Annotated in this window: 20 protein-coding genes; 12 read left to right on the top strand and 8 right to left on the bottom strand. The window is 70.2% G+C overall.

Annotated features, from left to right (window positions below; genetic code table 11):
- Positions 1-13: 13 nt before the first annotated feature.
- Complete coding sequence (locus IPI43_09020; GenBank protein ID MBK7774270.1) at positions 14-1,684, bottom strand: protein kinase; 1,671 nt, start codon at positions 1,682-1,684, stop codon at positions 14-16.
- Positions 1,685-2,636: 952 nt separating this feature from the next.
- On the opposite strand from IPI43_09020, the gene IPI43_09015 reads away from it, so the two are divergent.
- The 7 genes from IPI43_09015 to IPI43_08985 are packed head-to-tail and all read left to right on the top strand — an operon-like array spanning position 2,637 to position 6,871.
- A complete protein-coding gene (locus IPI43_09015; protein MBK7774269.1) occupies positions 2,637-3,092 on the top strand; it encodes an Rrf2 family transcriptional regulator in 456 nt (151 codons plus the stop codon).
- Positions 3,093-3,105: 13 nt separating this feature from the next.
- Positions 3,106-4,032 carry a cysteine synthase A gene (gene cysK, locus IPI43_09010; GenBank protein ID MBK7774268.1) on the top strand — a complete coding sequence of 309 codons (927 nt, stop codon included), beginning with the start codon at positions 3,106-3,108 and terminating at the stop codon, positions 4,030-4,032.
- Entirely contained in the window at positions 4,029-4,778 is a 750-nt protein-coding gene (locus IPI43_09005) for a HesA/MoeB/ThiF family protein (protein ID MBK7774267.1), read from the top strand. The genes cysK and IPI43_09005 overlap by 4 nt, the downstream gene beginning before the upstream one ends.
- Before the next feature lie 11 nt (positions 4,779-4,789).
- Entirely contained in the window at positions 4,790-5,068 is a 279-nt protein-coding gene (locus tag IPI43_09000; GenBank protein ID MBK7774266.1) for a MoaD/ThiS family protein, read from the top strand.
- A gap of 4 nt (positions 5,069-5,072) precedes the next feature.
- Positions 5,073-5,447, top strand: coding sequence for a hypothetical protein (locus tag IPI43_08995; GenBank protein ID MBK7774265.1), 375 nt, complete (start codon positions 5,073-5,075; stop codon positions 5,445-5,447).
- Positions 5,448-5,463: 16 nt separating this feature from the next.
- Positions 5,464-6,384 (top strand): cysteine synthase family protein, encoded by a 921-nt coding sequence (locus IPI43_08990; protein ID MBK7774264.1) that lies wholly within the window; start codon positions 5,464-5,466, stop codon positions 6,382-6,384.
- Positions 6,374-6,871: a Mov34/MPN/PAD-1 family protein gene (locus tag IPI43_08985; protein MBK7774263.1), complete on the top strand. Its 498-nt coding sequence runs from the start codon at positions 6,374-6,376 to the stop codon at positions 6,869-6,871. Before IPI43_08990 ends, IPI43_08985 begins: the two co-directional genes overlap by 11 nt.
- Before the next feature lie 32 nt (positions 6,872-6,903).
- Here IPI43_08985 and IPI43_08980 read toward each other — a convergent pair whose 3' ends face one another.
- Positions 6,904-7,158 carry a hypothetical protein gene (locus tag IPI43_08980; GenBank protein MBK7774262.1) on the bottom strand — a complete coding sequence of 85 codons (255 nt, stop codon included), beginning with the start codon at positions 7,156-7,158 and terminating at the stop codon, positions 6,904-6,906.
- 38 nt (positions 7,159-7,196) lie between these two features.
- The gene (locus IPI43_08975) at positions 7,197-7,727 is read right to left on the bottom strand and encodes a hypothetical protein (GenBank protein MBK7774261.1); all 531 of its coding nucleotides are present in this window, start codon (positions 7,725-7,727) and stop codon (positions 7,197-7,199) included.
- A gap of 54 nt (positions 7,728-7,781) precedes the next feature.
- Between IPI43_08975 and IPI43_08970 the strand changes: the two genes are divergently transcribed.
- The 3 genes from IPI43_08970 to lipB are packed head-to-tail and all read left to right on the top strand — an operon-like array spanning position 7,782 to position 11,043.
- Positions 7,782-8,897 (top strand): 3-methyl-2-oxobutanoate dehydrogenase, encoded by a 1,116-nt coding sequence (locus IPI43_08970; GenBank protein ID MBK7774260.1) that lies wholly within the window; start codon positions 7,782-7,784, stop codon positions 8,895-8,897.
- A gap of 35 nt (positions 8,898-8,932) precedes the next feature.
- On the top strand, positions 8,933-10,345 hold the full coding sequence (gene lpdA / locus IPI43_08965) for a dihydrolipoyl dehydrogenase (protein ID MBK7774259.1): 1,413 nt from the start codon (positions 8,933-8,935) through the stop codon (positions 10,343-10,345).
- A complete protein-coding gene (gene lipB / locus IPI43_08960) occupies positions 10,342-11,043 on the top strand; it encodes a lipoyl(octanoyl) transferase LipB (protein ID MBK7774258.1) in 702 nt (233 codons plus the stop codon). Before lpdA ends, lipB begins: the two co-directional genes overlap by 4 nt.
- A 9-nt stretch (positions 11,044-11,052) precedes the next feature.
- On the opposite strand, the gene IPI43_08955 is transcribed toward lipB, so the two are convergent.
- From IPI43_08955 to IPI43_08940, 4 genes are read right to left on the bottom strand one after another with little or no spacing between them, the layout of a single operon-like run.
- The gene (locus IPI43_08955) at positions 11,053-11,934 is read right to left on the bottom strand and encodes a hypothetical protein (GenBank protein ID MBK7774257.1); all 882 of its coding nucleotides are present in this window, start codon (positions 11,932-11,934) and stop codon (positions 11,053-11,055) included.
- Positions 11,935-11,941: 7 nt separating this feature from the next.
- Positions 11,942-13,375, bottom strand: coding sequence for a hypothetical protein (locus IPI43_08950; protein ID MBK7774256.1), 1,434 nt, complete (start codon positions 13,373-13,375; stop codon positions 11,942-11,944).
- A gap of 56 nt (positions 13,376-13,431) precedes the next feature.
- A complete protein-coding gene (locus IPI43_08945) occupies positions 13,432-14,493 on the bottom strand; it encodes a MaoC family dehydratase (protein MBK7774255.1) in 1,062 nt (353 codons plus the stop codon).
- Between the two features lie 17 nt (positions 14,494-14,510).
- A complete protein-coding gene (locus tag IPI43_08940; protein ID MBK7774254.1) occupies positions 14,511-15,242 on the bottom strand; it encodes a hypothetical protein in 732 nt (243 codons plus the stop codon).
- An 87-nt stretch (positions 15,243-15,329) separates the two neighbouring features.
- On the opposite strand from IPI43_08940, the gene IPI43_08935 reads away from it, so the two are divergent.
- Entirely contained in the window at positions 15,330-15,575 is a 246-nt protein-coding gene (locus IPI43_08935) for a DUF1244 domain-containing protein (GenBank protein ID MBK7774253.1), read from the top strand.
- Between the two features lie 43 nt (positions 15,576-15,618).
- Positions 15,619-17,001 (top strand): carotenoid oxygenase family protein, encoded by a 1,383-nt coding sequence (locus IPI43_08930; protein ID MBK7774252.1) that lies wholly within the window; start codon positions 15,619-15,621, stop codon positions 16,999-17,001.
- 6 nt (positions 17,002-17,007) lie between these two features.
- On the opposite strand, the gene IPI43_08925 is transcribed toward IPI43_08930, so the two are convergent.
- Positions 17,008-17,499 carry a nitroreductase family deazaflavin-dependent oxidoreductase gene (locus tag IPI43_08925; protein ID MBK7774251.1) on the bottom strand — a complete coding sequence of 164 codons (492 nt, stop codon included), beginning with the start codon at positions 17,497-17,499 and terminating at the stop codon, positions 17,008-17,010.
- Between the last annotated feature and the right edge of the window lie 29 nt (positions 17,500-17,528).

Here is a 17,528-nt window from a genome sequence, read left to right as displayed (position 1 = left end):
GTGCGGTGCTCCGCTAGCCCACGGCAGGTTCGGCAGCGGCGCGAATGCGGTCCCGCAGGTGCGGGAAGGACATGAGGTGGCGCACCACCGGCTCGGCGTCACCCAGCACCTGATCGAGGTGCTCGCGGATCTCGCGCTCGAGCGCGACCAGCTCCTCGCGCGCCGGGCTGATGTCCACTTCGGCGCCCGCGCTGAACGAGCCCATGCGGCCCTTCAGCTGCGCCATCTGGAAGCGGATGTCTTCGTGTTCGGCGCGGGCCTTGGCCAGCTCGCGCATGTTCGCGTCGATGGCGCGCTTGGCCTGCAGCTGCCGCTCGGCGACCTGGCCCACCTGCGCCAGCACCGAGAGCTGCGCTTCGTTCAGCCCCGTGTCGGGCAACGTGGGGACCAGCGAGACCAGCTCGATGCGCGCGGCACGCCACGCCACCAGGGCCTGGTCCAGGTGCATGCGGCCCTTCCCGAGCGCCACGGCGTGCTCCTCGATGCGCTGCGCCGCGCGCGCCTCGTCGCCACCGAGCGCGTCGAGAGCGCGCCCGATCTGCAGCCGCTGCTCGCGCACCTTGCGCTCGTCCTCCGTGATGGCGCCGGCCTGCGTGTTCAGCCGCGCACGCGCCTTGGTCATGGCCTGCACGTGGCCACGCATGCGCGTCAGGTGCTCGTCCAGCCAAGCGGGCGCCTGCGACCCGACGTGGGCTCTGCGGCTCACGTCCTCGAGCACCTCGAGGCGGTTCTCCCAAGACGAGATGACCCCGTCGAGCCCGATGTTCTCCTCCACCTTGCTGACCGCCTTGCGCGGCTCACCGGGCTTCGGCGCCAGGCTCTTGCGGGTGAGCGGGATGGGCTCCACGGTCGCGGCGTCCATGGCTTGCAGCATGTCGCTGAGCTCACCGGCCAGCGCATAGGCGCTCGGGTGGCGCGCCTCGGGCTGCTTCGAGAGGAGCCGCAAGATGAGCGCGTCCAGCTCGGGCGGCACGTTCACCCCACGGCTCGACGGGGTGGGCGGCGGTGTGCGCAGGTGCGCCAGAACCAGCTCGGACGTGGAGCCCTGGAACGGAAGCTCGCTGGTCAGCATCTCGAACAACACGCACCCCAGCGCGTAGAGGTCACACGCGTGCGTGAGCGGCGCGCCACGGGCCTGCTCGGGGGCGATGTACTCGGGCGTGCCGAAGACGGTGCCCGTGGCCGTCACGCGCAGCTCGCCCTTCATCTGCGCCAGCCCGAAGTCCAGCAGCTTCACGAAGTCGGTGGCGTACCCCGACAGCAGGTAGATGTTGTCCGGCTTGATGTCGCGGTGGATGACGCCCAGCTCGTGCGCCCGCCCGAGCGCCTGCGCCACCTGCAGCGCGATGCCCAACGAGCGCGTCACGTTCAGGTCGCGCTTGGCAATTTGCTTGTTGAGCGGGACGCCGTCCAAGAACTCCATCGCGAGGTAGACCAAGCCGTCGTCGGTCTCGCCGAAGTCCGTGATGTCGATGATGTGCTCGTGGTTGATGCGGTTCGCCGCGCGCGCCTCACGCAGGAAGCGCGTCTTGTGCGCAGGGCGATGCGCGAGGTCGCTCGACAGGAATTTCAGCGCGACGTCGCGGCCCACCACCTCGTGTCGCGCCCGATACACGGTCCCCATCCCGCCCTGCCCGATGCGCTCCTGAATGAGGTAGCGCCCCGCCACCGTGCGGCCGATCAACGGATCGGGCAGATCCCGAAGCGCCCCACCGTCCAGCGGACAAGACGTGGGGTTGCCTCGATACCGGGCACGGCAGATCGTGCAAACTTTCACAGTGGGTTCATGGTCGCACCGGGGTGGCGCTGTGTAAATCCCCTGCTCGAGTGGGCTCACCTGGCGGGTGTTCAAGGCGGTGGCGGGATCGTGAGGGGCCGGGGTGGGACAGGCCTCCTGCCGGGGCCGGTCGCGCTGGCGCTCCCTCGGGTGCCTCCGCCCAATTCGGCGCGTCCTGCGGACGCTTGAATTGGGGCCCCCCCCACCCCCTCTCGGAGGCCCGTCCCACCCCGGCCCCACGCAACCGTCTCGGCTGGGCATCCGGGGCGTGCACCGAAGCGGGGATGGACTCGGCTCGGCCCTCCGGTGCGGGCGGGGCCGCGGGAGTTTGCACGACCTTATGGGGGGTGCCCGCGGGTGCTCGACGGAGTGCGGATTGGCTCGGACCGCGAGGGGTCGGGCAGGGTCACTCCAAGTGCGGCTGAGTGCGGCAGCCGGCTCCGGCGCGCACATGCCCGTCGGGGGGGCGGCGGCGCATCGAGCTGTGTCCCTTGGGCTCGGCGAGCTCCCCACGCTCAGTCGCGTAAATCCCGCCCAGGAGAGGACATCCCCGGGTGCGCCCCACCCGTTCCCCGTCGGGCTCCACGCGCACCGCCAGGCGCTCGCGCGGGGAGGGGGCCGGCGGGCCTGCCAGCGGGGGTGGGGGGGGCCCCAATTCAAGCGTCGGAACGACGCGCCGAATTGGGCGGAGGCACCCGAGGGAGCGCCAGCGCGACCGGCCCCGCAGGCAGGTCTGCCGGCCACCTCCCCTCACGATCCCGCCTCCAGAACTGCCAGGGAAGCCCCGACCGGCCAGCAGGTGAGCAAGCGCCCGAAGGATGTTCTTGACGTTACCGATGGGGAAACGCATATACGGTGTGTGAAGCTCTCGAACAAAGGCCGCTACGGCGTCTGCGCCATGTTCGACATCGCGTTCCACAACGACGGCGGCCCCACGCAGATCAAGGATATTGCCTCGCGGCAGGCCATTCCGCCGCGGTTCTTGGAGCAGATCTTCCAGGACTTGAAGCGGGCGGGGTTGGTCACCAGCAAGCGGGGGCCGCGTGGGGGGTATGCGCTGGCGCAGCCCGCCGGGGACATCCGCGTGGGGGACATCGTGCGGGCGCTCGAAGGGCCCACGCAGATTGAGGCGGACAGCGACGAGCTGGTGGGCGGGGACCCGCTGAGCCGGCGCGTGACGCAGGACGTCTTCGAGGAGCTCTCGGCCAGCATCGAGGCGTGCTTCGACGCCCTCAACCTTCAGGATCTGTGCGCGCGCAGCGAAGCCGATGGCGTTCGACGCGGGCCACCCAGGCGCTATGTCTACTCGATCTGATTCCGGAGCCCGCATGTCCGCACCCGTCGTCTCGAGCGTCCTCGATCTCATCGGTCGCACCCCCATCGTCCGCCTCCGCCGCGTCGTCGAAGAAGGCAGCGCCAGCGTGTGGGTCAAGTGCGAGCACCTGAACCCGGGCGGCTCTGTGAAGGACCGCATCTGCCTCGCCATGATCGAGGCCGCCGAACGCGATGGCACGCTGCGGCCGGGCATGACCGTGGTGGAGCCCACCAGCGGGAACACCGGCATCGGCCTCGCCATCGTGTGCCGCAAGAAGGGCTACAAGCTGGTGCTGACCATGCCGGCCAGCATGTCGCTCGAGCGGCGCGAGCTGCTCAAGAGCTACGGCGTGGAGATCGTGCTCACCGAGCCCGAGCGCGTGATGGACGGCGCCCTCGAGGCCGCGCTGCGCATCGCGGAGGAGCGCGGGGCGTTCATGCCGCAGCAGTTCACCAACAAGGCGAACCCCACGGTGCACGGGGAGACCACGGCGCAAGAGATCCTCGCGGCGTTCGAGGGGCTGCGGCTGGACGCGCTGGTGGCGGCGGTGGGCACTGGCGGCACGGTGACCGGCGTGGGCCGCGTGCTGAAAGAGGCGCGCCCGGGCATCCAGGTGGTGGCGGTGGAGCCCGCGGCCAGCCCCGTGCTGAGCGGTGGGGCGCCCGGCCCCAGCAAGATCCAGGGGCTCAACGCGGGCTTCGTGCCCGACAACTACGACCCCAGCGTGGTCACCGCCCTGCGCACGGTGGAAGACGCCGAGGCATGGAAGATGAAGCAGCGCCTCAGCCGCGAAGAGGGGCTCTTGGTGGGCATCAGCGCGGGCGCGAACGTGAGCGTGGCGTGCCAGCTGGCGCGCGAGATTGGCCCGGGCGGCAACGTGGTCACGTTCCTGTGCGACACGGGCGAGCGCTACTTCAGCCTGGCCGAGTACTTCGAGTGAGCGCCCTCCCCGCCACGTCGCGCAGCACGATCACGCGCGCCCTGGTGGTGGGCTGCGGCGGCCTCGGCTCGCCCGCCAGCCGGGTGCTCATGGCGAGTGGTGCGCTGAAACGCCTGACCCTGCTGGACGACGACGCGGTGGACGTGAGCAACCTCCACCGCCAGACGCTCTACACCGACGCCGACGTGGGCCATGACAAGGTCACCCGCGCGGCCGAGCGGCTGCGTGCGGATCACCCCGACTCGTCCACGGAGGTGGTGGCCGTGCAGGGACGCTTGCGCCCCGCCGAAGCGCCAGACCTGCTGGCCGAACAAGACCTGGTCATCGAGGGCGCCGACAACTTCGCCACCAAGTTCCTGACGGCCGACGCGGCGCGCCTGCGCGGCGTGCCCGTGGCCCACGCGGGCGCCGTGCGCTGGTCGGGCTGGGCGCTGCTGAGCGCCGGCACCGCGGCAGAAGGCCCGTGCCTGCGCTGCGTGTTCGAGGACCTGCCCACGGGTCGCGCCGACACCTGCGCCACCGCCGGGGTGATGGGCCCCGTGGTGGGCGTGGTGGCTGCGCTCCAGAGCGCGCTGGTGCTGGCGCACCTGGCCGGCGACCCGTTCGCGCTCGGCACGCTCTTCCACTACGACGCGCTTGCCGGCAAGCTGCGTCGGTTTCAAGCTCGGCCGCGCCCGGGCTGCCCGCTCTGCGCGGGCGAGATCAAGGACCTGCGCATGGAGCGCTACGTCCCGCCCCCCAACTAGGAACCTGCACCATGGCCGTCACGCTTCGCATTCCCACCCCGCTCCGCACCCTCACCGGCGGCGCCGACGAGATCAAGGTCGAGGGCGCCACCGTTGGCGCGGCCATCGCGGCGCTCGAGGCGGCTCACCCCGGCATCCGGGAGCGCGTCCTCAGCGACGAGGGCAAGGTGCTCCGCTTCGTGAACATCTTCCTCAACGACGACGACATCCGCTTCCTGGACGGCCTCGAGTCGCCCGTGAAGGACGGCGACTCCATCAGCGTGGTGCCGGCCATCGCAGGCGGCCGCTGAGCGCATGACGCTGCCCGCCGACCACGGAGCACGTCACGTCCGCCAGCGCATGCTCGCGGAGGTGGGCGCCGAGGGCCAAGCGGTCCTCGACGACGCCGTGGTCTGGCTGTTCGGCGGCACCCCGGCCTCGCGTGCCCACGCTGCGGACTACCTGCAGCGCGCGGGCGTGAGCGTGCACACCGACCCCGACTCCGCCGCGGAGGAGGTCGATCTGCTCCCGCTCGAGCTGCTGGGGCCGCTCCTGGCGCCTGCTGCGCTCGGGCCCGCCAGAGACCTCTTGCTCGGCGCCCTCACGGCCGTCGAGGGCATCAAGCAACTGCTGGACTTGGGCCAGCCCGCGGAGCTGCCCGCGAACCTCTTCCTGCTTGGAGACGACTGAAGTGCGCTTCCGCCGAATGGAATCCATCATCGAGGCCGTGGGTCAGACCCCGATGGTGCGCCTCCACGCCATCGAGCGTGACGTGCCGGGCGTGGAGCTGTACCTCAAGCTCGAGTACATGAACCCCGGTGGCTCCGTGAAGGACCGCCCCGCGCGCCAGATGCTGCTGGACGCCATCGAGAGCGGGCGCTTCACCAAGGACAAGACGCTCATCGACGCCACCAGCGGCAACACGGGCGTGGCGTACAGCCTGTTCGGCGCGGCGCTGGGCTACAAGATTGCGCTGGTGATGCCGGCCAACGTGAGCAAGCCCCGCAAGGACATCACGCAAGCGTTCGGCACCACGCTCATCCACAGCGACCCCATGGAGGGCAGCGACGGCGCCATCCGGCTGGTGCGCAAGCTGGTGGCCGAGAACCCGGACAAGTACTTCTACTCGGACCAGTACAGCAACCCCAGCAACCCGGGTGCTCACTACCTGGGCACGGGCGTCGAGATCCTGGAGCAGGTGGGCGACCGCATCACGCACTTCGTGGCCGCGCTCGGCACCAGCGGCACGGCCATGGGCACCACACGCCGGCTGCGCGAGCACCACCGCAAGATCGTGTGCGTGGCGGCCGAGCCCAAAGAGGCGCTGCACGGGCTCGAGGGCCTCAAGCACATGGCCAGCAGCATCGTGCCCGCCATCTACGACCCCACGCTGCCGGACGAGATCCTGCCCGTGAGCACCGACGATGGCTGGGACATGTCGGACCGTCTGGCCGAGCAAGAGGGCCTGATGGTGGGGCACTCGAGCGGCGCCAACGTGGCGGCGGCGCTGACGCTGGCCAAGCGCCTGGTGGCCAAGGGCGAGCCGGGCTGTGTGGTGACCATCGCGTGCGACCGGCACGACCGGTACTTCGCGCCGCTGAAGTGGGAGAAGAAGTATGTCTGGTGACAAGCCCTGGATCGCTGGGAACCTGCGCATCCCCGCCGCCGTCATGGCCGAGATCGAGGCGCACGCGCTCGAGTGCTACCCGAGCGAGGCCTGCGGCTTCGTGATGGGGCCCGCGGGCGAGCCCGACCTGCTGGACGAAGCGCGCCGCGAGGAGAACGAGGCGGACAAGTACCACCGGCTAGACCCCGAGACGTTCCCGCGCACGAGCGCCATGTACTTCAAGATCAACGAGCTGCGCGCGCAGCGGGCGTTCACCGCGGGTGAAGACAGCGGCCGGCCGCTCAAGGTCATCTACCACTCGCACTGCGACGCCGGCGCCTACTTCAGCGCCGAAGACGCGGCCACGTTCGCGCAGAGCGGCCAGCTCATGTGGCCCTGCGCGTACATCGTGGTGAGCATCCAGCAGGGCAAGGTGGCCGAGCACCGCCTGCACGTGCACGTGCCCGGCACCAACGACTTCGTGGAGAGCCCGCTCACCCTGGTGTAGCGAGGCGAGACCACGCGCGCGGCTGTGCTTGCTCAGCGCCTCGGACGCTTGAAGCACCAGAGCCCAGCGACACGAGTGCTACCCACGGCGCTGACCATCTCCCAACCAGACGCCCCTGCGGCGTTGGCGCGCTCCATGATGGTGGGGGCGTTGTAGCCCTCCGTGCAGTGGTACTCCCAGCGCTGGACGCCCTGCTGCGCGTCCGCTGACTGAGGGGAGCCACCCGAGAAGAGCGAGCCAGCGATGAATGCACCGGCGATGGAGAGACCGAGGAGGAAGTTGCGCATGGGGCGCACGATACACCGGGAGGTCTAGGCGTCGCTCTCTAGAAGCTGCTCTCAGCGGCCGGCGGGATGTCCAGCGGGATGCGCCAGCGGCCATCTTCTTCCACGAGCGGGATCTCGGCCAGCTCGCCCGGGCCGCGTCCACGCACGCGCACGGTGGCGCGCCGGGGCCGCTCTTCTTGGATGATCTCGTCGAAGGTCACGGGCTCGAAGCGCAGCCGGAAGCGGCCCGGGATGAGGATGTTGTGGGCCTGGTACTCGCCCCCGGCCAGCGACGCGGCGAGGTCCGCGCGCTCCCGCAGCGCGCTCTGCGTGCGGTTCGAGAGCAGCTGGAACGCTTCCTGGAGCGCCACCTCGTCGGCCAGCACCTCACCGGACGGTCCGCTGCGGATGCCGCTCTCGTCCATGAGCCGCAAGAAGGTCCGCACCGTGTCCGCAGGCCCGGGCGGGGGCGCCTCCTGGCAGGCCAGCAGCGACAGCAGGGCGAGCAGCAACACCGCCAGCCGGGGAGCCTCGGCCGCGAGGTGGACCGAGTTCCGCGCTCGCGGTCCCAGAGCCGTCGGCTGCCTCATGGCGAGGGGATAGCACGTTGACCCACACGCACCCAGGGACCAATATCTCGCGCGATGCACGCGCCGCACGAGGACCCCGCGCTCGGCCTCTTTCGGGCCCTCACCGACGAGGGTCAGCTGGTGCCCGGCGCAGCGGACGCGGGGGCTTTCGGAGCCCTGCCCGATGGCCCCACGCAGCTGGCCATGTACCGCGGCATGCGGCTCTTGCGACGCCTCGACGAGCGCATGCTGGCGAAGCAGCGCCAGGGGGCGGTGGGCTTCTACGGGTCGGTCACGGGCCAAGAGGCCGTGCCCATCGCCTGCGGGTTCGCCACGCGCCCCACGGACTGGGTGTTCCCGGCCCTGCGCGAGAGCAGCATCTTGCTCACCCGGGGCTTCCCCCTCGAGACGTACCTGGCGCAGGTCTATGGCAACGCGGGCGACGTGGCGAAGGGCCGCCAGATGCCCAGCCACATGGCGGGCCGCAGCGCGAGTGTGGTGAGCTGGTCATCCGTCATTGGCCCGCAGCTGCCGCAGGCCGTGGGCGCCGCCATGGCGGCTGTGCGGCGCGGGGACGACATGGTGGCCATCGCGTTCAGCGGCGATGGGGCCACGAGCCAAGGCGACTTCCACGCGGCGCTCAACTTCGCCGCCGTGTTCCGCGCGCCGGTGGTGTTCGTGGTGCAGAACAACCAGTGGGCCATCAGCGTGCCGGCCTCGCGCCAGACGGCCTCGGCCACCTTCGCGCAGAAGGCCAGCGCCTACGGCATGCCCGGCGTGCGCGTGGACGGCAACGACGCGCTGGCGGTGTTCCAGGTGGTGCACAGCGCCACCGAGCGCGCGCGCCGCGGTGAGGGCCCCACGCTCGTGGAGTGTCTGACCTATCGCATCGGCGCGCACAGCTCGAGCGACGACCCCACCCGCTACCGCGACGAGGCCGAGGTGGACTGCTGGCGCGCGCGGGACCCCATCGCGCGGCTGGGCGCCCACCTGCGCCACACGGGCCAGCTCACGCCCGAAGGCGAGCAGGCGCTCGACGCCGCCCTCGAGGCCGAGATCGCAGTGGCCATCCGGGCCACCGAGGCCCAGCCCCCCGTGTCACGCGAGGGGCTCATGGACGACGTCTACGCAGCACGCCCACCGCACCTCGAGTCCCAACGGGACGAGCTCTTGCGCTACCCTCGCGCCTAACCGAACCCGACCGATACCCCCGGAAGCGATTGACCATGTCCGACAAGTCCTACGAAGCCATCGTCATCGGAGGCGGCCCTGGTGGCTACGTCGCCGCCATCCGTCTCGCCCAGCTGGGCATCAAGACCCTGTGCGTCGAGAAAGAGGAGATGGGCGGCATCTGCCTCAACTGGGGCTGCATTCCGAGCAAGGCGCTCATCGCGGCCACCAACCTGGTGCAGAAGATCCAGACCGCCAGCGACATGGGCATCACGGTCAGCGACGTGTCCGTGGACGTGGCCAAGATGCAGGCCTGGAAAGACGGCATCGTCAAGAAGCTCACGGGCGGCATCACCTCGCTCGTGAAGGGCAACGGCGCGGACATCGTGATCGGTGACGCAGCGCTCACGGGCCCGCGCGAAGTGCAGGTGGTCACGGCCACGGGCGAGACGCTCACCTTCGACGCCAGCAAGGCCATCGTCATCGCCACGGGCACGCAGGTCATCCGCATCCCCGGCTTCGAGCCGGACGGCGAGACCATCATCACCGCGCGCGAGGCCGTGTCGCTGCAGTCGGCGCCCAAGAGCATGTGCATCATCGGCGGTGGCGTCATCGGCCTCGAGCTGGGCATGGTCTACATGAAGCTCGGCACCAAGGTCACGGTGGTGGAGCTCACCAACCAGCTGCTGCCGGGCGTGGACCTCGACATGGTCAAGGTGGTGCAGAAGCACCTCAAGAAGGGCGGCGTGGACGTGCGCCTCGAGACCAAGGCGGTGGCCTGCGAGAAGACCGCCGGTGGCGTGCGCGTGACCGTCGAGGGTGGCGGAAAGAAAGAGACCATCGAGGCCGACATCCTGCTCGTGGCGGTGGGCTTCAAGCCCAACACGGCAGGGCTCGGGCTCGACGCAGTGGGCGTGGCGCTCGACCCGCGCGGCCACGTCATCGTGGACCAGCAGCTGCGCACCAACGTGGACGGCATCTACGCCATCGGCGACGTCAAGGGCGGGCCCTACCTGGCGCACAAGGCGTCGGCCGAGGCGGAGATCTGCGCCGAGGTCATCGCGGGCCACAACCGCGCCACCGACTGGCGCAGCATCCCCGCCGCCATCTTCACCGAGCCGGAGATCGCCACGGCCGGCATGAGCGAGACGCAGGCCATCGCGGCGGGTCGCAACATCAAGATCGGCAAGTTCCCGTTCGCGGCCAGCGGTCGCGCCATGGCCGTGCGCGAGACCGACGGCTTCATCAAGACCATCGTGGACGCCGACACCAACCAGGTGCTGGGCGTGGGCATCGTGGGCCCCGAGGCCAGCGACCTGATCAGCGAGGCCGCCCTGGCCATCGAGATGGACGCGTTCGCGGAGGACGTGGCGCTCACCGTGCACCCGCACCCCACCCTGGGCGAAGGCATGATGGAGTCGTTCAAGCACGCCATCGGCGAGGCCGTCCACGTGATGAACAAGAAGTGATCCCGCGCGCGCCACGCCACCTCGACGTGTACCGCGTGGGGGTCATGCCCTACGACGCGGCCCACGCGCTCCAGCGCACGCTAGTGGAGGCGCGCAAGGCGGGCACCATCGGCGACACGCTGCTGCTGCTGGAGCACCTCCCGGTGCTCACTCTCGGGCGTGGCGCCAAGGCCGACAACATCCTCTTCAGCCGCGAGGTGCTGACGGCTCAAGGGGTCAGCGTGGAGGAAGTGGGGCGCGGCGGCGACGTGACCTATCACGGCCCCGGGCAGCTGGTGGGCTACCCCATCATCGACCTGCACCCCGACCGCCAGGACGTGCGCAAGTACGTGGCCTCGCTCGAGGAGACCATGATCCGCACGGCCGCGGACTACGGCGTCACGGCTGCACGCATGGAGGGGTTCAACGGCGCCTGGGTGGACGGCGAGCGCAAGATCGGCGCGGTGGGGGTGCGCATCAGCCGCTGGGTCACCATGCACGGCTTCGCGCTCAACAACACCACCGAGCTGTCGCACTTCCAGCTCATCGTGCCGTGCGGCATCACCGACAAGGGCGTCACCTCGCTCGAGCGTGAGACGGGTCAGGGCGTGCCCATGCGGGAGCTGGAAGACCGCGCCGCGCACCACTTCGCGTCCATCTACGAAGCGGACGTGAGCTGGCACGAGGGGCCGCCCGTGCTCCCCGAGACGCCGGCCTGACCCGCCCGCTCAGTTGGGTGAGCGCACCGTGAACTCGAGGCGTGAGCTGAACGCAGCGCGGACCGCGGCACGGAGCTCGTCAACGCGGTCGGGGGAGTCGAAGGTTGGCGCCGGACTCACCGCTCCGTGGAGCGTGACGGACTCGACAGCGAGCACTTCGCCGTAGCGGGCGAGGTCGCCCTTACGCGCCAGCTCTTGCGCTTGCGCAGCGCTCAGCCGCACGAGGGGCACGTCCTCTGCGACCATCCGCTTCCGAATGCCGTCGAGGAGGCCCGTGCCAAAAGGGAGCAACAGCCGAACGACGCGGTCGCCATCGAACGTGGCCAAGCCGAACGGGTGTCCCGCGAACGACGCGGGCGCGGCGACGAGCGCGCCGTGCTCTGGCCCGAGGGACGCCATCACGGTGGCCTCCCGCCGACGGACGGCGTCGACCAACGCAGTGAGCCTCGCCCCGCCCGAGCCGGGGACCTTCGGGGTGAACTCGAGCGCGAAGATCAGGAGCTCGCTACGGCGCGTGTGGAACGTGGCGAGCTGCTCGGGCGACGTGAACGACGTCCCTCCCCCGCTCTCGCTGGTGGAGCCCCACTTCATGCTGATGGCTGAGGTCTCGAGCACCTCCGCGTACCGGTCGAAGTCGGTCTTCGCCGCGACGTCGGCGTGCTTCCACGGGTGGAGAGGCAGCGTGATGACGTCGTCCTTCGCGGCCTCTCCGTCGAGAAACTCTCGCGCCTGGTCAGGTGGGATCGGGACGAGCGCCACGAGTTCGTCCACGTCGAAGCGCACCTCGAAGTATCCGCTGACACCCCGCACCAACCACTCCCCGCGACGAAGCGACGAACGGACGGCGATTCGTCCGGCCTCGAGCTCAGTGCGCCACGGTGGTTGCGTCATGTGGGGTTCAGTCCGCGCAGGAGCCCGACACGCAGGTCTCGCCGTCCCGGCACTCCTCGTCCGAGAGGCAGTCGGCGAAGCAGGTGGAGCCCGGGGTGAGCGGGTCGCTGTCGATGTCTCCGCACGCGTAGCCCAGGCGGCAGTCATCGGCCGTGCTGCAGCTGGCCAGGCACACGCGGGTGCCCGCGCCGATGATGACGCACGCTGCGGAGGGGCCGCACAGGTCGGCGGGCATGCCCACGGTGCCGCAGTCCAGCACGGAGCAGTAGCCGCCGGGGTAGCCCGTGGTCAGGCACACGCCCTGGCCGAAGGGCGAGTAGCAGTCGTCGGTGGTGCTGCACGGCGCGCCGATGTTCGGCTCGGTCACGCTGTTGTACTCACCCGGCAAGCAGCTGCCGTTCATGGGCTCCGCCGCGCTGCGCCCGTCCCACACGCAGGCGTAGCCCGTGCGGCAGCCCTGCGTGTTGTTCAGGTACGTGGAGGTGTCGCCCTGCGTGACGCCGGTGCCCAGCGTGCAGCCCGCCAAGCACGACGGGAAGCCCACACCGCGGCTGTTGCACACCGAGCCCGCGCCCGCGCAGCTGTTGCCCTCGAAGTCGCAGCGGTACTTGCTGCAATAGCCACCCGGGAACTCGAAGCGCACCTCGTCCAGGCAGCGCCCGTTGGCCTCGCACTCGTCGTTCGACTCGCACGGGTCACCCGCCTCGGCGCCGGGGGTGCCTGGGTGCTCGCAGCGGAAGGTGTCTGGGCTGCAGAAGGCCTGAGACTCGGGGCGGTACACAATCCGGTCACCCAGGCCGGTGTCCACATCGAACGGCTCGATCATGCCGTTCATGTCGGTGTCTTCGCGCGAGGTGCGGCACTCGTCATCCGAGGCGCAGCCCGTGTCGCAGGCGCCGTTCAGCATGTTGCACTCGTAGTTGTTGCGGCAGATGTCGTTGTCCACCGCGTTGGGCGTGCACTGCTTGAGGCAGAGGTTGGCGTCGCTGAAGATGTTGCTGACGCACACCCCACACACAGAGGCGCACGCCGCGCGGTCCGCGGTGGAGCAGCGCAGTGCCGTGGCCAAGGCGGGGGCGCAGTAGTCTCCCGGGAAGTCGACCAGCTCGAAGCTCTCGGGGCCGCCATCGGGGACGTCCAAGATGGGGTCTTGCACGCCGCCCACGGTCGACCGCAGCTCGCCGATGCACACCTGGGTGCCGTTGCACTCCCGCGCCACGCCGCGGCACGCGCCGCCAATCTCCCCAGCCAGCGCGCTGGCCGTGCAGACCAGCGGCCCGAGGTCCGGCCCCATGTCGATCATACCGTTGTCGCGGAACCCGCCCCCCATGTCGCCCCCGTCGGGCGTTGGGGTGTTGTCGTTCCCGCCGCAGCCCGTGGACTGCAGCGCGAGGACCAGCGCCAGGGAGACGACAGCGGGAGCGAGGGCGGAGCGGCGCATGGCTGAATACTCGCCCACGCCGTGCGGGGCGGCAACCGTGCCCGCGCGCCCTGCCCTCACTTGCCGGTGGGCATGAGCAACCAGTAGTCGAGGTCGAGCACCACGCTCGGGTGGTACTTGCCCTCCACCTTGAGCGGCACCTCTTCGGTGGCGAGGTCCACGTTCTTCACGGCCACCAGGCGCACGCGCAGCGCGCCGCAGTCCGTGCGGCCGGGCAGCGGCTGCTTGTCCAGCACCTCGCTGTAGGCGTAGAGCGTGTCGCCTGCGAACGTGGGGTTGGCGTGCGCGCCGCCGTTCCACGCCAGGATGCCCAGCGCGTTCTCGAGCCCGTTGTAGGACAGCGCGCGCGCCACGCTGATGACGTGACCGCCGTACATGAGCCGCTTGCCGAAGCGCGTGTTCTTGGCCTGGTGCGAGTCGAAGTGGACCTTGGCGGTGTTCTGGTAGAGGCGCGTGGCGATCGCGTGCTCGGACTCCTCGATGGTCATGCCGTCCACGTGGTCGATGCGCTCGCCCACCTGGTAGTCGTCGAGGAAGGCACGGCCACCGGCGGCCCACGCGGGGAAGTGGGAGAGGTCGAGGTGCGCTGGGACCACCAGCTCGCTGACCGGAACTTCCTTCGGCATGGCGGGCTCGTCGTTGGCGCCCGTGGGGGTGTTGCCGTCGCGCTTGTTGACCATCACCCAGCGGTAGAACGAGAGCACCGTCTCGCCGCGCTGGTTGGTGCCCGTGCTGCGCACCCACACCACGCCGTTCTTGCCGCTGCTGTTCTCCTTCTTGCCGATGACCTCGCTGACCGTGCGCACCGTGTCACCGGGATACACCGGCAGGTGGAACTTCACGGACGCGTAGCCCAGGTTGGCCACGGCGTTGAGCGAGACGTCGTTCACCGTCTTGCCGAAGACCATGTGGAAGACCAACAGGTCGTTCACGGTCTCGCGCTGGTAGCCCAGCGTGCGCGCGAACTCCGCCGAGCAGTGCAGCGGGTAGCGGTCGCCAGTGAGGCCCACGTAGAGAGCCTGGTCGCCCTCCGTGATGGTGCGCGGCACGGCGTGCACCAAGGTGGCGCCGGTCACGAAGTCTTCGAAGTAGTTGCCCGGGTTCGTCTTCAGCGACATGCCCCGCGTCTACCACGTCAGAAGGCCATGTGCAGCGAGAGCCCGCGCGGGCCGGCGCCGGGGGACAGCGCCAGGGTGCGGCCGCGAGCCGTGTCCACGTAGTAGACCGCGTAGCGCTGGCGGCGCATGCCGAGCGCGAAGAGCGTGAGCCCCACGGCCTGCACGCCGGCGTCCAAGACCGCCAGGCCCCAGTAGCCACCGAAGAGATAGTCGCTGTGGCCGTTCTCGAGCAGGGCACCAACCACGGGCACGAAGACGCGCCGGCTGTCGAGGCCGCTGTCCACCATGACGGCCACGGGCAGGATGTAGGAGCCCGCGAACACGCCGACACCGATGAGCGACAGCACCAGGCGGCGACGCTCGATGACCTCCACGCCAGCAGGCACCGGCTCGTCGCCCCGCAGGCGCTCGAGGCGACGCCGCCCGCGGTAGGGCTGAGCTGCCGGGTCCTGGTAGGGCTGCGCGGACGGCTGCTGTGGATACGGTTGCGCATACGGCTGGTCGGGGTACGGCTGCTGCGGATACGGCTGCGGCTGCACGGGCGCCGGATACGGCTGGGCGGGGGCGGGGTACGTCTGCGCGGGCGGCGGCGGATCGCTCGCGTACCCCGGCGGCACGTAGTAGTCGTCCTGACCGCCGGGCGGTGGCGCGATGGGGTCCCCCTGCGCCGCAACCCGCGTGGCAGGCAGCGACGCGAGGGCGAGCACCCCCATGACCACTACACGAAAGCCCCAAACACGCTGTTCCATGCGCAGCACCCTAGCACGCGGCTAGCGCCCCCAGCACGGGCTGGGCATGCTCGGCCCATGACCCAGCAAGACATCACCACGCCTTCGATGGACGCCGCCACCCGTACCGAGCTCGAGGCCGCCGCCTTTCGCCGCCTGGTCGGTCACCTGCGCGGTCGCACCGATGTGCAGAACATCGACCTCATGAACCTGGCGGGGTTCTGCCGGAACTGCCTGTCCAAGTGGTACCGCGAGGCCGCCGAGGAGCGCGGTGTGGCGCTGAGCGACCCGGCCGCGCGCGAGCTGGTCTACGGAATGCCCTACGAGGAGTGGAAGGCGAAGCACCAGCGCTGAGGGGCTGGCGCACTACCCGCATGTCCGGGTATGGGAAGAGGCAATGAAGAGCACGACGACCGCGGGCGCCATCCACGCCGCCCTGACCCGCAACCTCCGGCGTGAGCACGGCTTCGAGCCCATGGAAGTGGAGGGGACACTCCCACCCGACCTCGAGGGCACGCTCTACCGCGTGGGCCCCGGGCTCTTCGAGCGCTTCGGGCGCCGCGTGAACCACCCGTTCGAGGCCGACGGCGCGATGAGCGCGGTGCGCATCGCCGACGGCCAGGCCAAAGGGGCCGTGCGCGTGGTGCGTGGTCGCGGCTTCCAAGAAGAAGAGCGCGCGGGGCGCCACCTCTACAGCAGCCGCGCGCGCCTGGTGGACCGCCTGCCGCGGTCGCTGCGCGGGCTCACCAAGAACGTGGCCAACACCAGCCCCGTCCTGTTTCAGGACCGCCTATTCGCGCAGGTGGAGCTCTCGCTGCCCACCGAGCTTTCCGCCGACCTCCACACGCTGGGCGAGCAGAACTTCGGAGGTGTGCTGACCCAGGGCATGAGCGCGCACCCGCACCGCGTGGCGAGCCTCCGCACCACCTTCAACTTCCACGTGCAGTACGGCCGCGAGCCGCGCTTCGAGCTGATTGCGCTGCCGGACAGCGGCCCGGTGCGCCAGCTGGGCGGCTTCACGCTCCCTTGGGCCGGGCTCATCCACGACTTCGCCGTCACCGACAAGCACGTGTGCGTGCTGCTCTGCCCGGCCAAGCTGGTGACGCACCGCGCGGTGCTGCGGTTGGGCTCCTTCGACACCTGGTTCCGCTTCCACCCGGAGCTGGGTGCGCGCCTCCTGATCGCGCCGCTGTCGGCCCCGAGCGAGTTCCGCACGGTGCCCCTCGAGCCCTTCTGGACGTGGCACATCGCCAACGCCTTCGAGGACGGCGAGGGGTTGGTCATCGACCTGTCGAAGTACCCCGACCTGGGCAGCCTCGAGGAGATTGGCTCGGGCAAGAAGTCGGCCCCGCCCATGATGGAGCGGCTCTCGGTGAGCGCCTCCGGCGTGGCCCGCTTCGAGCGCTTCTCGGACCTGCCGGCGGAGTTCCCGGTGGTGCGCGCCGAGCGGGTGGGCCACCGCCATCGGTACATCTGGTGCCAGGCCGAGGGGCGCGACACGCCGAGCGGCATCCTGCGCATCGACACGGAGACGGGCGCCCTCGAGGCCCACACCGCGGGCGCCGACGAGTGGCTGGGTGAGCCCGTGCTGGCCCCCGTGGGCGAGCCCGAACAAGACGCCTACGTGCTGACGCACTGCCTCGACCTCACGCGCGACCGCACCTGCGTGACCGTGCTGCACGCGGACCGCCTCTCGGACGGCCCGGTCTGCAAGCTGTGGTTCGACGCGCCGCTGCCCATCAGCTTTCACGGCGCGTGGGCGCCAGGAGCACCCGGCTAGCGGCTCTCAGATGGGGTCGAGCACCACCACCGGGATCACGCGGTCGGTCCAGCGCTGGTAGTTGTCGTAGTCGAAGTAGAGCTCCACCAGCTTGGGCCACAGCTGCGCGCGCTCGGCGGCGTCGGCGACGCGGGCCCGGGCACGCCACTTCTTGCCCATGACCTGCACCTCGCACTCGGGGTTGTCCTTGATGTTGAAGAACCAGGCCGGGTTCTTGGGCATGCCGCCCGTCGAGGCCACCACCACCACGCTCTCGCCCTCCATGAGGTAGAGCAGCGGCACCACGCGCTCTTCACCGCTCTTGCGGCCCGTGGTGGTCAGCAGGCACACGGGAACGCCCTGCGGGAACGCGGCGCCCACGCGCCACTTGGACCCAATCAGCCCGTTGGTCTTCTGGTAGACCCAGACGTTCGCCTTGGTCATGCGGTTCATGAAGGGCTTCACCCAGGGCTTGTCGAGCCCCTCGGGACGCTCGCGGACGACTTGCTTCTTGGCCATGCGCCGGTTGTGAAGGCACGCTCGCGGAG

It is taken from the genome of Sandaracinaceae bacterium (assembly GCA_016706685.1).
Taxonomy (GTDB): domain Bacteria; phylum Myxococcota_A; class Polyangia; order Polyangiales; family Houyiibacteriaceae; genus JADJJE01.
The sequence above is the reverse complement of the archived record's forward strand: the minus strand, read 5'-3'. Positions and strand labels throughout refer to the sequence as shown.